Below are 19,858 nucleotides of genomic sequence, written 5' to 3'. Positions count from 1 at the left end.
GCATTCTGAACTATTGTAAAGAGGTGCTAATAAAATGGAAAACACAACTCAGTTTCCACAGCCAAAGACATATGGCCCCCTAGGCAGCCTGCCTATCATTGATAAGGATAAGCCGCTTCAGTCTTTCATGAAGCTGGCACGAGAACTTGGGCCGATTTTTCAGTTTCAATTTCCGGGTCGAATCACTACATTCGTATCCAGTGCTACCCTCGCTAAAGAAATATGTGATGAAAAAAGATTTGATAAGAAGGTCGGTCCAGCCTTGCAGAAAGTGAGGGCGTTTGGCGGCGACGGTCTTTTCACAAGTGAAACGAAGGAACCGAATTGGAAAAAGGCCCATAACATCTTGCTGCCCAGCTTTAGCCAGCAGGCAATGAAGGGCTATCATGCTAAAATGGTGGATCTTGCTACCCAACTCATTCAAAAATGGGCTCGCCTGAATCCGGCTGATGAGATAGATGTTCCTGAAGATATGACACGATTGACATTGGATACGATTGGACTATGCGGGTTCAATTACCGCTTTAACAGTTTTTATCGGGAGACCACCCACCCTTTTGTCAACAGTATGGTGCGTGCGTTGGATGAAGCGATGAGCCAAACGCAGCGACTTGGCATCCAAGATAAACTGATGATCAAATCCAAAAAACAATTCAGGGAAGACATTCAATATATGTTCTCTCTAGTGGATGAATTGATTGCTGACCGAAAACAAAATGGTGATCACGGAGAAGATGACCTTCTTTCCCATATGTTGAAAGGGGTCGATCCTGAAACGGGCGCATCACTGGATGATGAAAATATTCGTTTCCAAATCATTACCTTTTTAATAGCTGGACATGAAACGACGAGCGGTCTCCTATCTTTCGCCATCTATTTCCTCATGAATAACAGAGACAAGTTAAAAAAAGCGCAGCAGGAAGTCGATGAAGTGCTGGGTGATGATGTTCCTGATTACAAACAAGTGAAAAAGCTGAAATATGTCCGGATGGTGCTGAATGAAACGCTTCGTCTGTGGCCGACAGCTCCGGCGTTTTCCGTTTATGCGAAAGAAGATACCATGCTGGATGGAAAATACAATGTGAAGAAAGATGATGTGTTCTCGCTGCTTATTCCCGAGCTTCACCGTGATCCATCCGTTTGGGGTGATGACGTTGAATCGTTCACTCCAGAGCGGTTCGAGGATTTGGAGTCCATCCCTTATCATGCGTATAAACCATTTGGAAACGGGCAGCGCGCCTGTATCGGACAGCAGTTTGCGCTTCATGAAGCGACACTGGTGCTTGGCATGGTTTTACAGCACTTTGACTTGATCGATCATGAAGAATATCAATTGGATGTTAAAGAAACATTGACTCTTAAACCGGACGGATTGACCATGCGCGTTTCACCGAGGCAGCCGGCGATGTCGTTTACCGTTGCTTCTTCAGAACCAAAGTCTCCGGAAAAAGGAGCCGCGGTATCTCCAATCGAATCAGTACATGGAACACCATTACTCGTCCTGTTTGGATCAAACATGGGAACAGCGGAAGGGATTGCTCGGGACCTTGCTGAAACAGGGAAGCGGCAAGGCTTCCATGCCGAGGTTGCCCCTTTGAATGATTACACCGATCGGCTTCCCCAAGAAGGAGCTGTTCTCATAGTCTCGGCATCTTATAATGGAAATCCCCCTGATAATGCAGGTGACTTCGTTTCATGGCTGAAGGAAAGCCATGATGGCTCATTGGATGGTGTTCACTATGCGATTTTCGGCTGTGGGGACCGCAATTGGGCCAATACGTACCAACGCATTCCAATTTTCATTGATGAGCGACTGGAACAAAAAGGAGCAGTGCGGCTGTCAGAAACAGGCTATGGGGATGCAAGCGATGACTTTGAAGGGGATTACGAGAAATGGTCAGAAGCCCTTTGGCCGAAACTTGCCGAAACCCTGAACATTAAAGTGAATAAGAGTGATCGGGTAGTCAGCTCGATTACGATGAACTTCGTAAGTGATGTGAGCGGCACACCGCTTGCCCGCACCCATCATGCGTTTACATCCATTGTAAAAAGGAATACAGAATTACAACATGAAGTTAGCGGAAGAAGTACACGGCATATAGAATTAACGCTGCCAGAGGGAATACATTATCAGGAAGGCCATCATCTCGGGGTGCTTCCGCAAAATCCAGCGGAACTTGTCGAGCGAGTGCTCAGTCGATTTAACCTAAACGGCCAAGATTACGTGAATCTGACTGGGGATTCCGGAAAAGCTGCCCATCTTCCTACAGGAAAACCGGTAAAACTGGAAGAGTTACTATCAAACCATGTGGAGTTCCAAGAACCCGCCACCCGGTCTCAAATACGGGCGCTTGCCACTCATACGGTATGTCCTCCACATGTAAAAGAACTTGAAGATCTTCTTTTGGACAATACCTATAAACAAGAAATCCTGAACAAGCGCATAACCATGCTTGACCTAATCGAAAAGTATCTTGCATGTGAAATCCCGTTTGAACGTTTCCTGGCTCTACTGCCACCTTTAAAAGCAAGATACTACTCCATCTCAAGCTCACCACTCCACAACGAAGGAGAAGCAAGCATCACCGTGAGCGTCGTCCGTGGAGAAGCTTTGAGCGGCAACGGGGAATACAAAGGAATTGCATCGAATTATTTGGCAGAACGCTCCCTAGGAGACAAAATAGCCTGCTTTATCAATACGCCGCAATCCAACTTCCAGCTTCCAAAGCAAACAGAAAAACCAATCATCATGATCGGCCCTGGAACAGGCATTGCACCATTCAGGGGATTCATACAGTCACGTCGCGCTTTAAAAGAAAAAGGTGAAACGCTAGGGGCGGCCCACCTCTACTTTGGATGCCGTAATCCGGAACACGATTACCTCTATCAAGAAGAACTCGTCCAAGCCGAACAAGAGGGACTTGTAACACTGCACACCGCTTACTCCAGGTGTCCCGGTCAAGAAAAAACATATGTCCAGGACCGATTAGCGGAAAACGCTCGTGACATCCTTCCTTTATTAAAAGAAGGAGGACACCTATACATCTGCGGAGACGGAAGCAAAATGGCGCCAGATGTTGAACGAACCTTAATTGACAGCTATATGCATATCTATCAAACACAGAGAGAAGAAGCCACAGAATGGCTGCAATCATTAGAGGAGAATGGCAGATATGCGAAAGATGTTTGGGCAGGAGCATAAATAGGAGGAGCAGCGATCCTTAAGGGAATCGCTGCTTTTTTTATGAAAATATGAATTCACGAGTAAATAGTGCAAATTCGCGAGTAAAGTGCAAATTCGCGAGTAAATAGTGCGAATTCACGAGTAAACAGCAAAACTCACGAGTAAATAGTGCGAATTCACGAGTAAATAGCGTAAATTCACGAGCAAAGTGCGAACTCACGAGTAAATAATGCTAATTCGCGAGTAAATAGCTTAAACTCACGAGTAAAGTGCGAATTCACGAGTAAATAGTGCGAATTCACGAGTAAAACAGCAAAACTCACGAGTAAATAGCGTAAATTCACGAGCAAATAGCGTAAATTCACGAGCAAAGTGCGAATTCACGAGTAAAACAGAGCAAAATACGAGTAAATAGTGCAAATTAACGTGTATATCGCTCAAACTTTCGAATATATCGCTCAAATTCACGAGTTTATCGCCCAAACTCTCGTATATATCAATCAAACTCACAAATATATCGCCCAAACTCACGAGTGAAGTAATTATTTTGCGCTAATAGAAGAATTGGAACTAATGGGTAGTGCGCTCATACATTGACGGAGAGCGTTTACGGATTCTTTATTCATTGTTAAAATTTGAGAGTGTGTTAATAATTTATTGCTTGAGGCAGATGATTTGAGATTAGCCAATGTTTTAATAGTGGGCAGTTTTGTTTTAGCAACAGTATTAGGGATATATGGTCAGGATCTTTCCTATTATATGGACCGAACTATAGTGGAGATATCGCCTATATATTACTTGACCGGATTAACAGGGTTAAGTATTTTTCTATATTTAGCTGCACTCTCATTGACATTCCTATTTTATAAAAAACAAAAAATCCAAAAAGATAAATTCGGGATTTATCTAGCTGTAATTTGTATGATTGGTACAGCGACCTCTCTATGGTCCACATTCGTCACAGCCATGTGTGGGGTTAATTAACGATAAAGGGGTCACTTAATAAATGTTTAAGTATACAGTCTGTTTTGTAAAGAAGAATAATGAACTTCTCATGCTTAACCGGGAGAAAGCTCCGATTATGGGTGTTTGGAACGGGGTGGGGGGCAAAATCGAGAAAGGTGAAACACCTGATATTGGTGCACGGCGTGAGGTATTTGAGGAAACGGGGATAGAGGTAGAGACCTTTTTTTCTAAAGGAACGGTAACCTGGGAGACTCCAGAAGGTGAATTGGATGGAATATATGTATATTTGTATATGGCTGATGAGGATTTAATATATGAAACACCGAAAAAAACGCGGGAAGGCATTCTTGATTGGAAATCCATTGATTGGATATTTCATCCACTTAATCTCGGAATTGCTGAAATGGTCGCACAGTACATGCCGGTTTTATTGAAAAAAGAAGGAAACCATACATTCACTTACAAAAATGGTCAAATGTATAATTCCTGAAATCAACCTTACTTAAAAAAGGGATACTGCCATCTTGAGTAGTATCCCTTTCAATAAGTTAAAACTCATTCTCGAATATCGTCCCCTTTTTGAAACTAGAATCCTTAAAGGCGAACTTCATCAGAATAATATAGGCAATGCCCGCCACAACAACGCCGATGATCCAGGCCAGCTCGACTTTTATAAAGGCAGCGCCGGCGCCGATAAGCATGGCGAGCAGCGCGCATGGATTATATCCTGCAAATGGCCCATCCTCTTTGTATAAATCGGCAACATTCATTTTTTGCTTTCTTAATATATAATATTCGACTAATAAAATCGAAACGATCGGACCCAAAAATGCGGAATAAATCAGAATGAACAAACCGAGGCCCTTCGCCGAAGAATCCTGTACAAGCACCCAAGGGAATGAGCAAAAGGCAAGAATTCCGGTTATGATCACGGCAACCTTATATTTCAACTTTGTAAGCAAAGTAATGACATATGTTGGCGGAATGATATTGGCAACCATATTTACCGCAATTGCACCTATGACGATAAATGCTGAAACGCCTACAGTGATATAAGGATTATCCACGACAATTGCAAACGCCTTAACTGGATTGGAAATGCCGGTAGCGGAAGCAAGCATTACACCGATAGTCAGTACGAAACCGTATGCTAGTAAAATGGGCGAAAAGTATAAAAACCCTCGTTTTGCATCACTGATGCCAGACTTAAGCTCTCTTGAATAGTCTCCTGCGCTTAAAAAGATAGCCGCATAATTTCCTAAAAACATCATGATGAAAGCAAAGAACGGCAGGCCCCATGAGCCTTCAGCGTGCACCCATTTTTCCGCGATGACCTCGCTATGTGATGTAAGCAGAATGCCAAATACATAGACTAGCGCTAGCATGATAACGATGGATGCAAGCATTTCCACCCATTTGATGGCATGGAAGCCATACAGCGAAAGTACAATTTGCACCAATTGAATCACGACAAAGCAAATGACGGCATTATCAAATGCACCACCCGTAATGACCTTCACGAATTCATTTAAAGCGGTACCGCCGATCCAACTTTGAAAACCGTACCAGATGATGGCCGGAATACCGCGCAAAAGTGATGATATAATGGAACCTTTCATCCCGAAGGACATTCTGAGCTGAACAACATAGGGAATACCCGTCCTGTATCCAATCCTATCATTTAAAGCGAAAATCACGGAAATGATGGCGATGGCTATGGCAGCTGCAGCAAAAGTCTGAATGATATTCAACGTTGCGGTTCCCGCTACGACCAAGCTGGCCCCAAGTGTCATATTCCCTAAATTGACGCCGTCTCCAATCCACATGAATGTATAGGATATCGGGCCAACCGTCCTATCTTCTTTTGATCTCGGCTTCAAAGATTCATCCAAATCCGCAACATGGTGGAACTCCGCCTCTTCTAAAGCATGACTTTCTAGATATGTAGACAATTTACACTCAACTCCTATTCATAGTGTTATATGATATGCCTGTTGATGTGACAAAAACTAACATGAGAAAAGTATACAGGTTTCGCATTTAAGAATCATTAGAAGAAGTGTGAAATTTCAGATATTATTTTGTGCTTTTTAACTAAAAGAATATCAAGTGAATTTTTGTAATTAACTGAATCGGGGTATATGTGTCCTGCTGTCTTGTGATTTGTTTGCAGTAAGTAAGGTTACTGCGGCAGACTTTTTATGGTGCAGGATAGCTAATATTAAGCCTTGAATTTCATTAAAAAAAGGTGCTAAAATTGTTATATCAGTGTGTAGAGATATTGGTCGTTTTTATTGACCAAAAATATATGTCTCACGATACGTCTGCCATCTGAAATATTTTTAATGGGGATGATCATATGCACGATGAAACAAGATTACCGCGAAATGGAAAAGACTTTGTATTATTCTTAGCGATTATATCAATACTTTCAGTCAACATTATCGCACCACTTATTATGGGATTTAAATTTGGATTCAGTAAAGAAGTGTATTTGGAAACCTTACGAGTAATTCCATTTGTATGGATTTGTGTCATTTTATTGGTAACACTTGTTGTAAATCCTCTAGTTAATAAACTCGTACAAAAGTTTATTGAACCTACGGACGGTTTTAATGCAAAAGTGTTATTCACGATATTATTCAGCGTAACCATCCTGTCCATTTTACTGACGGTTATCGGATCTTGGATTGGCATGAGGGAAATTAGTTTGGAGCCGATTCAGACGTTCTTTTATGACTGGCCACGTAACTTTTTCATCGCATTTTGGGTTGAAGTTTTGATCGCACAGCCGATAGCAAGATTTGCAATGAAAAAATTACACGCAAGCCAGGCCCGTAAAGCAGTAAATGCGTAACATTCAAATAAATTAAAAGCCCATATAGCCGATTGGTTTTATTAAAAAACCAGTCGGCTTTTTCGTGCAGAAAAGTGGGTTAGTGAATGAAGGAATTTCCATTTTCTACACAATGAAAAGGTGTTAAATGGTATGATTAAAAAAATTGTACTTAAGGGGAAATATATTGTTGAAAATAGTTAAAATCATCTTAGCAATAATTGTAGTCGCTTTATATGCATATCAGCTAATTACTGGAAGTGTTGAGTTGATGCCATATTCTATGTTGTTTCTGGCGGCAATTTTGTTAATAACAGGATTAGAGGAACCTCAAAAAGATAGAAAAGGAGGTTTTTTGAGGTACGTTGTTGTCTCATTATTTCTTTTCTTTGTATCCATGCTGGGTTTCTTAATGAACTAAAACGAGAGCTACTATTACCTCTTTAGTAGGTGAGGAGGAGAAAAAATGAAGATAATAGAACTGCCAATTGAATTTGAATTTAATGGGCAAAAAAATCACATTATTCCTAGCTTGATTATATTGAAGAATGAACTAACCTTGGTCGATACAGGGTATCCTGAATTTTTACCTTTAATTGAAAATGAAATTATAAAAAGTGGTTATGAAATGAAGAATTTAAAGAATATAATCATTACTCATTATGATATTGATCATATAGGTTCCTTATATGATTTCAAGGAAAAGTATCCTTTGATTAACATTATAGCCAGTGAAGTGGAATCAAAATATATTAGTGGTGAAATGAAGTCAGAGAGATTGGTTCAAGCCGAAGAAATGCTGGAAAATATGCCAAATCAAGAAATCGAATTCGGTAAATGGTTTATACAACAATTAATGAAATTGAAGCATGTTTCCATTGATGAAAAGGTACATGATGGTGATTTGATATTGGATAACGAATGTAGAGTAGTAGCAACACCAGGGCATACTTCAGGGCATATTTCATTATACTTTCCAAATTTAAGAAGTGTAATAACAGGTGATGCAGCTGTTATAGAGAATCATGAATTGGTCATTGCTAATCCAAACTTTTGTTTAAATGTTGAGGAAGCAGAACAGTCTTTAATAAGGATTAAAAATCTTAAAGCTGAAAATTACTTTTGTTATCATGGTGGAAAATTCACTTTATAATTGGGTTTTGCTTAAGATTGGAGCTGTCTTTAGGCAGCTTTTTCTTATGAAAAGGGGCAGGATAGTTAAGGGCTAGAAATGAAAACCCCATCTAAACTAGGAAGGGGGTATATGTGTTTGAAGTTTTAAAATTCAAATAACTTGTTTGAAGATTTTTGTAGAATCATAATATATTAATAATTCTGCTGTTCACTTCCAACAGGAAATGAAACCCCCATAGATCGTAAAGCTTCTTTTGCTTGATTTAAATAGGATTCTGCTTGTTCTTGCCATTTGATAATCACTTTAATAAAGGCTATATATTCAGGTCTTGCATTTTCCTCCATTATTTTTAATCCTTCACTTACTTTTTTATCTTGGGTTTCAGCGTTTATTATACAAGCTGTCATTGTTTCTATAATGGTTTGCTGTTGCTCACCATTTTTTAGCCTTTGGGCTGATCCCACTGCGGTTACACGGTGATATGAAGCAGGGATTAAGTGGTTATGCATCTCGCGACTTCCTTTTAAATCTTTGGTTTCAGGTATATGGAAAAGCTCACTACTCATAGCACATACCATTTCTTCAGCATATAAACTTTGGTGCAACATATATAAAATAGGTTCCCAGTTGTTTACTCGATAATAATAATCATTCGGATACAAAAAAACATCTCCTCTTTCAGTACATTTTATAGTTATCATTTAGGATCGGAATGAATGAAATTGTATTTTCCATCTTATGTTTATTAATGTTGTCCAGTTCAAATAATATTGCAGAGGTTAAACATGGATAACTGATTCGTGAATGTCAAATTAAAAATGTAACTTTATCACATTGGAGATGGAGACTGTTGCTGTCATTTTCCTGATTGGAGCATAAGATGATATAGCCCATTTATTCCTCATTAAAAATAAGGAGATGTTTATATATGTCAGGTTGTGAACAGGGTTTTGACCGCGGGTTTGGTTTTGGTGGAGGTTTCGCCTTAATAGTCGTTTTGTTTATACTCTTAATCATTATTGGATGTATTTGTTTTTAAGGCGGGAATGAGCGGCTTCTGCTAAAAAAAGCATAAAATAGCCCGACCTTTATTGGTCGGGCTCCAACTGTAGATAATTGAGTCTGTCTGCAATTATTAAAGAACGTTCGGAATTGATTGAAGAAATCCGCTCCCTTTCCGCCGACTGTCTGCCAAGCCTCCTCACCGCAAGCGGCTGTGGGGTCTCGGCTAGCCAGTTATTCGGCAGGAGTGTCGCAAATTTCTTCAATCTAATAAGGGTTCATACCATATCGAAAAGTGAAAATTCATGAAGGATAAACGGGTCTTCATTTAAATGGTCCGGGGTGAGACCATTCCGGAGATTTGTAGACTAACTCGATAATAATTAAGTTGTCAAAACTTGAACATTTATTTCCACTCTAGGCATTCGCTTTGGGCGGGTGGCTCGCCCTCGGCGCTTTTACGCCTGGGGGATCTCCCTAATACTCAATTTTCTCGCAGGTGTCTCGAACCTTCCGATCCAATCAACTAGAATGTTTTTTTTACTAGACTTAAATCAGCCTAGATACTGTTTTAATATTTCTAATCCTATTTTTAACTCATCGAATGAGTTTGTGGAAGAAAGTGCAATACGCAAATACATATCAGGGGTGGTCTGCCCGCTTTGAAAACGGTTGGAATGAAAAACTCGAATACCGCGCCTTTTCAAATCCGTTTCCAGCAGTAACGCATCATTATGCCCTTTAATTGGAAGCCAACGATATAAACTGAGAGGATGTCCGACATCCTTTCTTAAGGGGAAATATTCCGAATAAATATCATTTGCAGTTTGTGCAAGCCGTTTCTTATGAGAAACAATTTCATGAGCCTTGCCTGATAGGATTAGCTCTGTGATAACCTCTGCATCAAAAGAAGAGGTCTTTACATTAATGTTGAAAATGGCCTGGGAAATTTTCTCGCGAAAGGCATCCCCATAAACCATATAGGCAACTCTTAATCCAGAACATATTGACTTAGAGGTGCCGCAAATATAAACGCTCTGTTCCGGAAGCAAATGGAACATCGGCTGCCGGTAGTCGGAGATAATGCCTGCCGTCAGAAATGCATGAATATCATCCTCAATCAAAATTAAACGATGCTTTCGGATGACCGCAGCCAATTCTTGCTTTCGAATATCCGACATCATGATTGTGGTTGGATTGTTGCAAGAGGGCATCAGAAATATGCCGTCAATATTTGTTTGACAACATTGCTTTTCAAGTTCGTCTGTCAGCATTCCAAACTGGTCTCCGGGAATGGGCACTAACTTAATATGAAACATCTTTGCCAGCTCGATAAAGTTTGAATAGGTGTATAAGTCGGTTGCAATTCTATTACCAGGCTCAAACAAAGCAGCGAGGGCAACAGCCAATGCATTTTGGGCACCGGAAACGATTGCTATATGCTCTTGATCCGCGTGAATGCCGAAAGATTCCATCCAGTTTAGAGCTGCTGTTTTTTGATGTGGAATACCAGTCGGATCGTTGTAATTCAGCAGCTGCTCCAAATAGCTTTTGTTCACGGTTTTTTGTAAAGTTTCTGAAACGATATCATTGGTTTGCTCAAAAGATGCCACAAAACCAAGATCAATGCTGTTTGCCGTTTTATCCGCGGAAATGGTTATGGAACGAGTGGCATTGGGAGCCACAAAGGTTCCGCTTCCCGTAACGGCATATATCAATCCCTTTACCTCGCACATTTTGTAGGAACGGGTAATCGTAGTGAAATTTAAGTCAAGAAAATCTGCCAATTCTCGTTGCGGGGGCAACTTTGTTCCAGGTGCTAAAAAACCATTTGTTATATCTTGTTCAAGTAATGATGCGAGAGATTTATAAAAAGGACGCTTTAATGCATTCTTATCAGGTTTCCAAGACATAGGATAATTGTCAAATGAATTTACTGGCATACTTCACCTCTCCTAGACTTATTCCATACAATCATATCATTTTTTGTATGGAATTCTAATATTGAAACGGTCGGCTTTAAAAGAATATAAGGTGATTAGCCTATCAGACTCCCCCATTTTGATGAAATGGGGGAATTTTATTTTAATTGTAATCCATACAATTAACTTGTTTTTTGTACGGATTTTGTATGTTAAGTTTAAATAAATTTAGCCATCAGGATGTGATTTATATGAAAAAACGAACTCAAATGATATCAGCATTTCGTGCTGCTTTTCCGTACACAGTGCCCATTTTGGCAGGCTTTTTATTTTTAGGCATCGCTTATGGGATCTTTATGAATTCATTAGGGTTCAGCGCGATTTACCCGATATTGATGAGTCTAACGATATTTGCAGGATCGATGGAGTTTATTGCAGCCAATTTATTGCTTGTCGCGTTCAATCCGATTAACGCCCTTTTTCTAACCTTAATGGTGAATGCACGGCATTTGTTTTATGGCATATCCATGCTTGATAAATATAGGGGGACTGGTAAGAAAAAGCTGTATCTGATTTTTGGGCTTTGCGATGAGTCTTTTTCCATCAATTGTACAGTTGATGTACCGAAGGATGTGGATAAGGGCTGGTTCATGTTTTTCGTGACACTGCTCAACCATTGCTATTGGGTGATAGGAGCAGCGATTGGCGGCATCTTTGGCTCTTTTGTCAAATTCAATACAGAAGGACTCGATTTTGTTATGACGGCTCTCTTTGTCGTGATTTTCATTGAACAATGGATGAAAGAGAAAAAACATCATAGTGCTCTCGCTGGGCTTGGGCTGTCAGCTGTCTGCCTGATTATTTTTGGCGGAAGCAATTTCATTATCCCTGCCATGTTTGCCATTTTGGGGGTACTTACCTTACTTAGAAAGCCGTTAGAGAAAGTTGAGGTGAGAACCATATGACAATGACTTTAACGCAGCAAATCATTACAATTGCGATGGTTGTTTTAGGTACAATGCTTACAAGGTTTCTTCCCTTCATCGTTTTCCCATCAGGTAAACCTACACCGAAGTATGTACAGTATCTCGGTAAAATGCTGCCATCCGCGGTAATTGGGCTTTTGGTCATATATTGTTTAAAGGATGTGAGCTTACAATCGGGAAGTCATGGCATCCCTGAATTTATTGGGGTGGCGGTGGTTGCCCTGCTTCACTTTTGGAAGAAAATGATGCTCCTCTCCATAGCGGGGGGAACGATTGTCTACATGATGCTGGTGCAATTGGTTTTTTAAATGATGATAATCAGCACATCCAATTATTATTTTATTGAACTTGATGAACAAGATTAATCAGTTTAATAGTTTACGAGCAGAGCTGTCTTTAAGACAGCTTTTTCTTATGGATATATAGGGCAGGATAGTTTAAATCCATTTCTTCGCAAACTCAACTTTAACTGAATACCTCTTAGTAAAATACAAATGTTGATACCTTCTTTTTCCCTCATTTTGGTTATTTAAAGGAAATATTAATCAATCCGCTTTCCAGCACTGATATAAAATCGATTTCGATTTAGATAGAAACGTAAGAGGATTAGGCATTGATTTAAGAGAAATAGGACAGCGGCCGCTTTTTAATCTGTAGCATAATGAGGATACCTCTATATTAATACATTACTTTTATAGTGTTTATGTGGCTAATGCCATATTGAATTCAAATTACAAATTCACTGCATATATGCTGAAGTGATTGTACTAGATAGGGATATTCAGGTTGGAACGATTGCGAGTTTTGTATAGAAATAATTCGGAAAGAAAATAGGAGGAAAATGATGAAAAAACGATTATTTATGTCCCTGGCTTTGGTCATGTCCTACACTCTTTCAGCATGCAGCAGCAATAATGACAGAAATGGGGTTTCTCAACAGGAACAACAATCAGAATCCAATCGTGAATTGGTTGAATTCCCTGAGAACTACGATAAGGGTGTAAACTATACGACTGTTAATCGTGGAAATGTCAGGGAGGAACTCTACACGAGCAGGGAAGCGATCGAAGCGGTGCAGAACGGGCAGCCAATCCCTGACGGCACAATAATCACACTCGAAATCTATAGGGATGAAGATCTTGATGAAATCTTCGTAATGGAAAAGCGCGCTGGCTGGGCTGATGGGAACCCATCTGAGATGCGTAATGGAGATTGGCTATACCAGGAATTCAATGGAGACAAGTCGGTGGATTACAAGGAAGAAATCGGTCGATGCTTTACTTGTCACGCGAACCAGGAACGGGATGACTTCGTGAACACGATGGATGAAATGAAAAGTTTTGACCTTGGAGAGTTTACAGGATCAAAGGATGGCAATACAGGATCCCAGATAGCAGGTATCCCCACCGAACACTGGGAGGTAAAAGCGGCAGATGATCTGGAGGGCTCTCGGGATATATTGCATGGAAACAGATTAATGGAAGAAGAAAAATCCGGAATTATCCAGAAGGTTCTTTTGATGGTTCATTATAATGAAGAGACATAGGGAGTTAGCTTCGACGGAAAACCGAATTAGGGATAAATATAATTAGAAAGAGGAGAACTTCTTGAATCGAAATATGTTAATCCGGCTGGTCATTGACCTTTCTATGACAGTTCTGATGTTAGTTGCAATGGCTTACCAGATTACTGGAAATATAATACATGAACTGGTAGGCGTAGTATTGTGTTTATTGTTTATTACCCACAATATTTTAAATCGACGATGGTATAAGACGATTTTTAAGGGAAAGCACAATGTACGGCGTATTGTGAGCGTAGTAGTCAATCTGCTTTTTTTTGTATCCATGGCTGTAGTGTTGATAAGTTCTGTACCCATATCTCGTGACATAATACCTTTTAGTCCGATAAACAATGACACGGTTCTATTGCAGATACATGTTATGACTTCATATTGGGGATTTATCTTCATGGCTGTGCATATAGGAATGTCCTGGGCAACCATTATCAATTCAGTACGAAAGATGACTGGAATTACTGGCACAAGCCGTATCCGCACCATTGCATTTCGTGTTATAGCGGTGTTGATTGTTGTTTATGGGGTTCAGGCTTCTTTTGAGAGGGAGATGCTTAATAAGTTAACCATATATAATCCGTTTGGTTGGGAATTTTATGATTCCTCCATGGGGTTTTTACTAGATCATCTAGCTATCATGGGAATATATATCAGTGGGACTCATTATGTTCTGAAATTTGTTCAGAAGCAGGATAAAACTAGGCTTGAGACAACAGGTTTTAAAGAGAGGAATATTGAAAAAAATAAAAATTTCCAGAATAAAAAAGTGCATTAATCCATAATAGATTAATGCACTTTTTTATTCATATGTTGCCTTCAGGCGGTTAATATCTTCTTTTGGCGGTAAACCAAACAAGCGGGAATATTCACGGCTGAATTGGGATGGGCTTTCGTAGCCTACGCGGAATGCTGCTTCAGTGGCATCTGTTGACTCGGATAATAATAGGCGACGGGCTTCCTGTAGCCTCAGTTGTTTTTGGAACTGAATAGGACTCATTGCCGTTACCTCTTTAAAGTGCCTATGAAGCGATGAAACGCTCATATTTGCAATTTCCGCAAGGTCTTCAATCCGAAAAGACTGGTCATAGTTATTCATTATATGGTCAACAACGTCGCCGATTTGATAGGTGGAACTTCCTTCTATCGCAATTTGGCCCAGAGTAACTCCATGCTCCCCTTGTAAAACCCTATAGATGATTTCCTTCGTGATAAGAGGTGCGAGTACCGGTATATCATTAGGATTGTCCAGCAAACGGGCCAATCTGGTTACCGCGTCCAACAGAGATAACTCTATTTGGCATACATACATGCCTCTTTTAGCATGTTCTTTCTGGTTAACAGCAAGCTGAGTATCCTGTAATACCTCCAAGATCTGGTTTGGTGTAAATTCGAGTTTGAGTGCCAAATATGGATTTTCGGAAGAAGCTTCAGTGACTATTCCGGTAATTGGCAAGTTAACAGAGGCAATAAGGTAATCGGCTGGACCGTATACATAGCGATCCTGTGCAAGTAATACCTCCTTCATGCCTTGAACGATAATGCATAAGGAAGGCTTGGAAACTCCGTAATTCGGACCGGTAACAGTAGAGAATCGAGAGTAAAATAAAGAAGGAATAGCAGTCGGATGAGACCCGTCCTTGCCTGTGTGACTCTCAATGAGTTTGGTGAGATCAGCCCGCTGTTTATAGATTTGTTCAGACATAAAAACCTCCTGTTTCCTTATTCTTTCTAGTTTCATTCTAATACATATCGCTCTGGAGTTTAAGTGTTGTGAGAGGATTAGGCAATGATTTGGCAGGAATGGTATAAGGGTTTCTTATTTATTTATTGCATAATAAGGGAGTAGATGAAGGAGTTGAAAAGCACAATGACTAACTCTTATCAGTTTTTTAGGTTGAACATCTCAACTTGTCATTTCAGACAAAGCAGCTGCTTCAGTGGGCGTAACGGGTTCTGCAGCAGGACAACTTATTACCGTATTTTGCGCTTGCCAATGCAATTGACTCCTATTACTATCGGGCTTGCACGTAGGTTCTCCAAACCAGCGCATGATTGATCTTTTCTTACATTATGATAACACAATCAGATTTTCTTAATGACACCAATGTGAACTTAACACCACATCGGTTGCGGATAAAATATAAAAGCAAAGTGACAATCAAAAAAAGGGAGGAAATATAAGTAATGCAAAAACGCAAATTAGGAAGAAGTGACTTAGAAGTTTCTTCTATCGGACTTGGATGCATGGGCATGAGCCATGGTTACGGTCCTGCTTCGGATAAGAAGTTGATGATTTCGCTGATTCATGAGGCAATTGACCGAGGTGTTACTTTTTTCGATACTGCAGAAGTATATGGTCCATATGTAAATGAGGAGTTGTTAGGAGAAGCGCTTGCTCCATTTAAGGGAAAAGTGGTTATCGCGACTAAATTTGGTATCCAAATGGAAAATGGCAAGCAGGTGCTCGACAGTAAGCCGGAGCGTATTAGGCAATCAATCGAAGGCTCACTTAAACGGCTTAAGGTTGACACTATTGATCTTTACTATCAACATCGGGTGGACCCAAGTGTTCCAATTGAAGAGGTTGCCGGAGTAATAAAAGACCTGATCAAGGAAGGTAAGATTAAGCATTGGGGACTTTCTGAAGCAGGGGTGGAAACGATTCGTCGTGCACACTCGGTTTATCCACTCACTGCCATTCAAAGTGAATACTCAATGATGTGGAGAAGCCCTGAAGAAGAACTGCTGCCTACCCTTGAAGAGCTTGGAATTGGATTTGTTCCTTTCAGTCCGTTGGGGAAGGGATTCCTTACTGGGAAAATTAATAAGGATGCAACGTTCGCCAGTTCCGATTTCCGCAATGTTGTTCCTCGTTTCAAGCCTGAGAATATCGAAGCAAATCAGGTATTGGTCGAACTGATAAAGAAGATTGCCGTAGGAAAAGATGCAACGCCCGCTCAAATAGCACTAGCATGGGTACTTGCTCAGAAGCAATGGATTGTTCCGATTCCCGGTACACGGAAATTGGAGCGCCTCGAAGAAAATCTTGGTGCAGCAGATGTTGAAATGACCCTTGAGGAATTGAATGATTTGAACGATGCGCTCTCGAAAATCGAGATTTTGGGAGATCGCTATCCGGCAGAATACGCAAATAGAGCAGGGAAATAACAGATATTTAATGAGAACAGGAGGATTTCATATGCAAAAAGTAATGTTGAACAATGGTGTTGAGATGCCGATACTAGGTTTTGGGGTTTTTCAAATACAAGATGAAAATGAATGTGAACAAAGCGTTTATGACGCTATTATGGCAGGCTATCGTCTTATCGATACCGCTGCCTCTTATCTAAATGAAGAAGCAGTCGGCAGAGCAATCAAGCGGAGTGGTGTGCCACGAGAGGAATTGTTTATTACTACAAAACTCTGGGTCCAGGATGCTGGTTATGAGAGCACAAAGAACGCATTCGCAAATTCGCTGAAAAGACTACAATTGGATTATCTGGATTTGTATCTAATCCATCAGCCATATGGGGACGTATATGGTTCTTGGCGCGCGATGGAGGAATTGTACCGTGAGGGAAAAATCAGGGCAATTGGAGTTAGTAACTTTCAGATGGATCGTCTAGTGGATTTGATTATCCACAATGAAGTAATTCCTGCAGTAAACCAGGTTGAAACTCATGTTTTTAACCAACAAATAGAAAGTGCGAAACTTATGCAAGAGAACAATGTTCAGATAGAGTCATGGGGTCCATTTGCTGAAGGAAAAAATGACATGTTCCAGAACGGAATATTAGTGTCCATCGCCGAAAAGTATAATAAATCTGTGGCACAGGTGATTTTACGATGGTTGACACAAAGAGGAGTCGTTGCGATTCCAAAGTCTGTTCGTAAGGATAGAATCATCGAAAACTTCAAAATCTTTGACTTCGAATTGAACCAAGAAGATATAGAGAAGATTGCTGCGTTAGATACGAAAGAGAGCTTGTTCTTTTCTCATAACGATCCTGAAATTGTGAAATGGCTCAGTACCCGTAAACTTGATATTTAACGCTCTCTTCCAAAATGAAGCGTAGAAATAGTCGATTTCCTTTTTAGGAATATCGGCTTTTCTTCATTATAAACATTATGATGGGGATTGTAGAAAATTGGAATCTGAATCGCTGAAAAGGCTAGGCAGTGGCTTACCTAGCCTCGGACTGTAGACAAACTCGATATTAATTAAGATGGCCTACATTTTTTTGAGGGAGTGTAAAATATGAACGTTGATTGGAACGTAGGGCACTCGCTTTCCGCGGGCGGTCCGGGAGCCTCCTCGGCTTGCGCCTGCGGGGTCTCCTTTGGACGCGCTTTTCCCGCAGGAGTCTCGAACACCCGCTCCAATCAACTTTGTTTAAAAATTCAGATGGAACCCCTTTTATCTACAAGCAGGCTAGGCAGTGAGCATGCCTAGCCTTTTCATACTCAAGAAAGTTGTTGTGTAGCAGTAAACTTGTAGTTTCTTAGGAAAATCATTACCGAACTTACTATCAATGATAGTAAACCCACGAATACCACGTATTGTGTCCCCAGCTCTGATATGAATAATCCACCTGCTGCAGCACCAATTGTCGTTCCCAAGTTAACCGCTGTTAAAAATAGTCCATTAGCGAAATCAGGAGATTCGGGGGCAGAAGACATGATCCAGTATTCTTCATTGGACTTACTAACGGGGGCGTTAGCTGAAGAAAAGGGGTGTCTTTAAGGCATCTCTTTTCTTATGGGAAGGGTGTAGAAGGACTATTACATGAATAGTGGAATTATAATAAATGGAATATATTTTTAACTGTAAATCCAAGGTTCCTTAAAAGTTGCTTGATTTTAATAATTTTAAATCAATTGCATAGTAAGGAGAATTTTAGTATGAAAATAAAATGGTTTGGACATTCTGCCTTTTTACTAACATCCGAAAGAGGAACCAGGATTCTTATTGATCCATATTATCGCTTCATCCGTTACCGTATGCCAAGCGTTGAACCAGATATAGTTGCCGTTACACATGATCATTTCGATCACAATAAAATTCAAGCTGCAACAGGTGATTACTTGCTTGTGAACGAGCCGAAGGAATACATCCGCGAAGATGTAAGAATTAGTGGGTTTAAGACATTTCACGACAAGGTAAATGGCGAGAAGAGAGGCCCCAATATTTTATATCGTTTCCAAATGGACGATCTAACTATCTGTCATTGCGGAGATTTAGGGCATCTATTATCAGAAGAACAAGTAAATGAAATTGGAAAAGTAGATATTCTCATCATTCCTGTAGGAGGTACAGTCACGATTAATGCCATAGAAGCTACTCAAGTAATGCGTCAATTGAAATCTACTATTACTATCCCTATGCACTATAGAACAAAGGCATTGTCGGTTGTTGGCTTGATGTTTTCAAAGCTAGATAAGTTTCTTCAGATTTCCGGACAGCGAACAACCGAAGTTAAGACATTGGATATTTCCAAAGAAAATTTGTCGGAATATGCTGGTGTCGTTACTATGCTCTATGAATGAATGTAAGGATGAGATGTGGATTTAATATAAAGTCACGATGATTGCGATGTCTAAAAAATGTTGCGACAGAAGAATGAATTGATAAGATATCCTTAATAACTAAAGGGCAGGTTAGTTCAAGAACAAAAAGGGAAGATACTAATCAATTAGACTTCCTCTTTACGTTATAAGGGGATAGAATATAAATAAAAAGGTGATGACAATAAAAAAAGTAAAAAGTGTCCTATTCTTTCTTCTTGGGTCCATATCTCTTTTGATTGGTATTGCAGGGACTGTGTTACCAGTTCTGCCGGGCGGTCCGTTTTACTTATTTGCTGCCTTTTGCTTTGCTAAAAGTTCCAAGTCGATTGAAAATTGGTTCAAGAGCACCTCATTATATGAAAAATACGTTGAAGCATTTCTGCAAAAAAAAGGTATGACTCGAAGAGAGAAAATCAGAATCAATTTAATTGCCGATTTCTTCATCGTAATTTCTGTATTTTATGTGGACATCCTATTAGTGAAAATCTTATTGGTCGTGCTCGCCCTCTACAAACATTATTATTTCATTAAAAAAATTAAGACAATTGATCGAAACAGTACGGAAAAAAGAGCTTTTTGAACCTTCAAATAACGGAGTTGCTTCGGCAGCTCTTTTTCTAATGGAGCTAACGGGGCAGTGGAATCGAACAAAAACAAAGGGGAAATCCCCTGATCCTAAGCAA

20 protein-coding genes are annotated in these 19,858 nt (G+C 40.1%); 15 read left to right on the top strand and 5 right to left on the bottom strand.

Annotated elements, in window-relative coordinates; translation table 11 throughout:
- Positions 1–34 precede the first annotated feature (34 nt).
- From OSJ91_RS23045 to OSJ91_RS23035, 3 genes are all read left to right on the top strand, one after another.
- Entirely contained in the window at positions 35–3,202 is a 3,168-nt protein-coding gene (locus OSJ91_RS23045; RefSeq protein WP_485890518.1) for a bifunctional cytochrome P450/NADPH--P450 reductase, read from the top strand.
- A 657-nt stretch (positions 3,203–3,859) separates the two neighbouring features.
- The gene (locus OSJ91_RS23040; RefSeq protein ID WP_350300130.1) at positions 3,860–4,168 is read left to right on the top strand and encodes a hypothetical protein; all 309 of its coding nucleotides are present in this window, start codon (positions 3,860–3,862) and stop codon (positions 4,166–4,168) included.
- Positions 4,169–4,190: 22 nt separating this feature from the next.
- A complete protein-coding gene (locus tag OSJ91_RS23035) occupies positions 4,191–4,640 on the top strand; it encodes an NUDIX hydrolase (RefSeq protein ID WP_350300129.1) in 450 nt (149 codons plus the stop codon).
- A gap of 58 nt (positions 4,641–4,698) precedes the next feature.
- Here OSJ91_RS23035 and OSJ91_RS23030 read toward each other — a convergent pair whose 3' ends face one another.
- Positions 4,699–6,102: an NCS1 family transporter gene (locus OSJ91_RS23030; protein WP_485890517.1), complete on the bottom strand. Its 1,404-nt coding sequence runs from the start codon at positions 6,100–6,102 to the stop codon at positions 4,699–4,701.
- 407 nt (positions 6,103–6,509) lie between these two features.
- Here OSJ91_RS23030 and OSJ91_RS23025 point away from each other — a divergent pair, with 407 nt between their 5' ends.
- The 3 genes from OSJ91_RS23025 to OSJ91_RS23015 all read left to right on the top strand — a co-directional run bounded on the left by OSJ91_RS23025 (position 6,510) and on the right by OSJ91_RS23015 (position 8,139).
- Positions 6,510–7,007 (top strand): DUF2798 domain-containing protein, encoded by a 498-nt coding sequence (locus tag OSJ91_RS23025; protein ID WP_485890516.1) that lies wholly within the window; start codon positions 6,510–6,512, stop codon positions 7,005–7,007.
- Between the two features lie 169 nt (positions 7,008–7,176).
- The gene (locus OSJ91_RS23020; RefSeq protein ID WP_350300126.1) at positions 7,177–7,407 is read left to right on the top strand and encodes a DUF3953 domain-containing protein; all 231 of its coding nucleotides are present in this window, start codon (positions 7,177–7,179) and stop codon (positions 7,405–7,407) included.
- Between the two features lie 45 nt (positions 7,408–7,452).
- Entirely contained in the window at positions 7,453–8,139 is a 687-nt protein-coding gene (locus tag OSJ91_RS23015) for an MBL fold metallo-hydrolase (protein ID WP_485890515.1), read from the top strand.
- 173 nt (positions 8,140–8,312) lie between these two features.
- Here the strand turns inward: OSJ91_RS23015 and OSJ91_RS23010 are convergent, their stop codons facing one another.
- A complete protein-coding gene (locus tag OSJ91_RS23010; RefSeq protein WP_350300124.1) occupies positions 8,313–8,783 on the bottom strand; it encodes a hypothetical protein in 471 nt (156 codons plus the stop codon).
- Between the two features lie 266 nt (positions 8,784–9,049).
- On the opposite strand from OSJ91_RS23010, the gene OSJ91_RS23005 reads away from it, so the two are divergent.
- Complete coding sequence (locus OSJ91_RS23005; RefSeq protein WP_350300123.1) at positions 9,050–9,160, top strand: YjcZ family sporulation protein; 111 nt, start codon at positions 9,050–9,052, stop codon at positions 9,158–9,160.
- Between the two features lie 517 nt (positions 9,161–9,677).
- On the opposite strand, the gene OSJ91_RS23000 is transcribed toward OSJ91_RS23005, so the two are convergent.
- On the bottom strand, positions 9,678–11,066 hold the full coding sequence (locus tag OSJ91_RS23000) for an aminotransferase-like domain-containing protein (RefSeq protein ID WP_350300122.1): 1,389 nt from the start codon (positions 11,064–11,066) through the stop codon (positions 9,678–9,680).
- 188 nt (positions 11,067–11,254) lie between these two features.
- Here OSJ91_RS23000 and azlC point away from each other — a divergent pair, with 188 nt between their 5' ends.
- The 4 genes from azlC (at position 11,255) to OSJ91_RS22980 (ending at position 14,382) form a co-directional block, all read left to right on the top strand.
- Positions 11,255–12,010: an azaleucine resistance protein AzlC gene (gene azlC, locus OSJ91_RS22995; protein ID WP_350300121.1), complete on the top strand. Its 756-nt coding sequence runs from the start codon at positions 11,255–11,257 to the stop codon at positions 12,008–12,010.
- On the top strand, positions 12,007–12,339 hold the full coding sequence (locus OSJ91_RS22990) for a branched-chain amino acid transporter permease (protein ID WP_350300120.1): 333 nt from the start codon (positions 12,007–12,009) through the stop codon (positions 12,337–12,339). The genes azlC and OSJ91_RS22990 overlap by 4 nt, the downstream gene beginning before the upstream one ends.
- Before the next feature lie 533 nt (positions 12,340–12,872).
- Positions 12,873–13,577: a cytochrome P460 family protein gene (locus OSJ91_RS22985; RefSeq protein ID WP_485890514.1), complete on the top strand. Its 705-nt coding sequence runs from the start codon at positions 12,873–12,875 to the stop codon at positions 13,575–13,577.
- A gap of 61 nt (positions 13,578–13,638) precedes the next feature.
- Positions 13,639–14,382, top strand: coding sequence for a DUF4405 domain-containing protein (locus tag OSJ91_RS22980; protein WP_485890513.1), 744 nt, complete (start codon positions 13,639–13,641; stop codon positions 14,380–14,382).
- A 24-nt stretch (positions 14,383–14,406) separates the two neighbouring features.
- On the opposite strand, the gene OSJ91_RS22975 is transcribed toward OSJ91_RS22980, so the two are convergent.
- Positions 14,407–15,309 (bottom strand): AraC family transcriptional regulator, encoded by a 903-nt coding sequence (locus OSJ91_RS22975; RefSeq protein WP_485890512.1) that lies wholly within the window; start codon positions 15,307–15,309, stop codon positions 14,407–14,409.
- A 482-nt stretch (positions 15,310–15,791) separates the two neighbouring features.
- On the opposite strand from OSJ91_RS22975, the gene OSJ91_RS22970 reads away from it, so the two are divergent.
- Both OSJ91_RS22970 and OSJ91_RS22965 read left to right on the top strand, forming a co-directional pair.
- Positions 15,792–16,775 (top strand): aldo/keto reductase, encoded by a 984-nt coding sequence (locus tag OSJ91_RS22970; protein ID WP_485890511.1) that lies wholly within the window; start codon positions 15,792–15,794, stop codon positions 16,773–16,775.
- A 31-nt stretch (positions 16,776–16,806) separates the two neighbouring features.
- Entirely contained in the window at positions 16,807–17,658 is an 852-nt protein-coding gene (locus OSJ91_RS22965) for an aldo/keto reductase (protein ID WP_485890510.1), read from the top strand.
- Positions 17,659–18,071: 413 nt separating this feature from the next.
- Here the strand turns inward: OSJ91_RS22965 and OSJ91_RS22960 are convergent, their stop codons facing one another.
- Positions 18,072–18,287 (bottom strand): hypothetical protein, encoded by a 216-nt coding sequence (locus tag OSJ91_RS22960; protein ID WP_350300114.1) that lies wholly within the window; start codon positions 18,285–18,287, stop codon positions 18,072–18,074.
- A gap of 222 nt (positions 18,288–18,509) precedes the next feature.
- Between OSJ91_RS22960 and OSJ91_RS22955 the strand changes: the two genes are divergently transcribed.
- A complete protein-coding gene (locus tag OSJ91_RS22955) occupies positions 18,510–19,154 on the top strand; it encodes an MBL fold metallo-hydrolase (RefSeq protein ID WP_485890509.1) in 645 nt (214 codons plus the stop codon).
- A 196-nt stretch (positions 19,155–19,350) separates the two neighbouring features.
- A complete protein-coding gene (locus OSJ91_RS22950) occupies positions 19,351–19,755 on the top strand; it encodes a YbaN family protein (protein ID WP_350300112.1) in 405 nt (134 codons plus the stop codon).
- Positions 19,756–19,858: the final 103 nt, after the last annotated feature.

The sequence above is a fragment of the Bacillus sp. T-10(2022) genome, from assembly GCF_056502895.1.
Note: the sequence above shows the minus strand (reverse complement) of the source record. Positions and strands in the feature narration are given on the sequence as shown.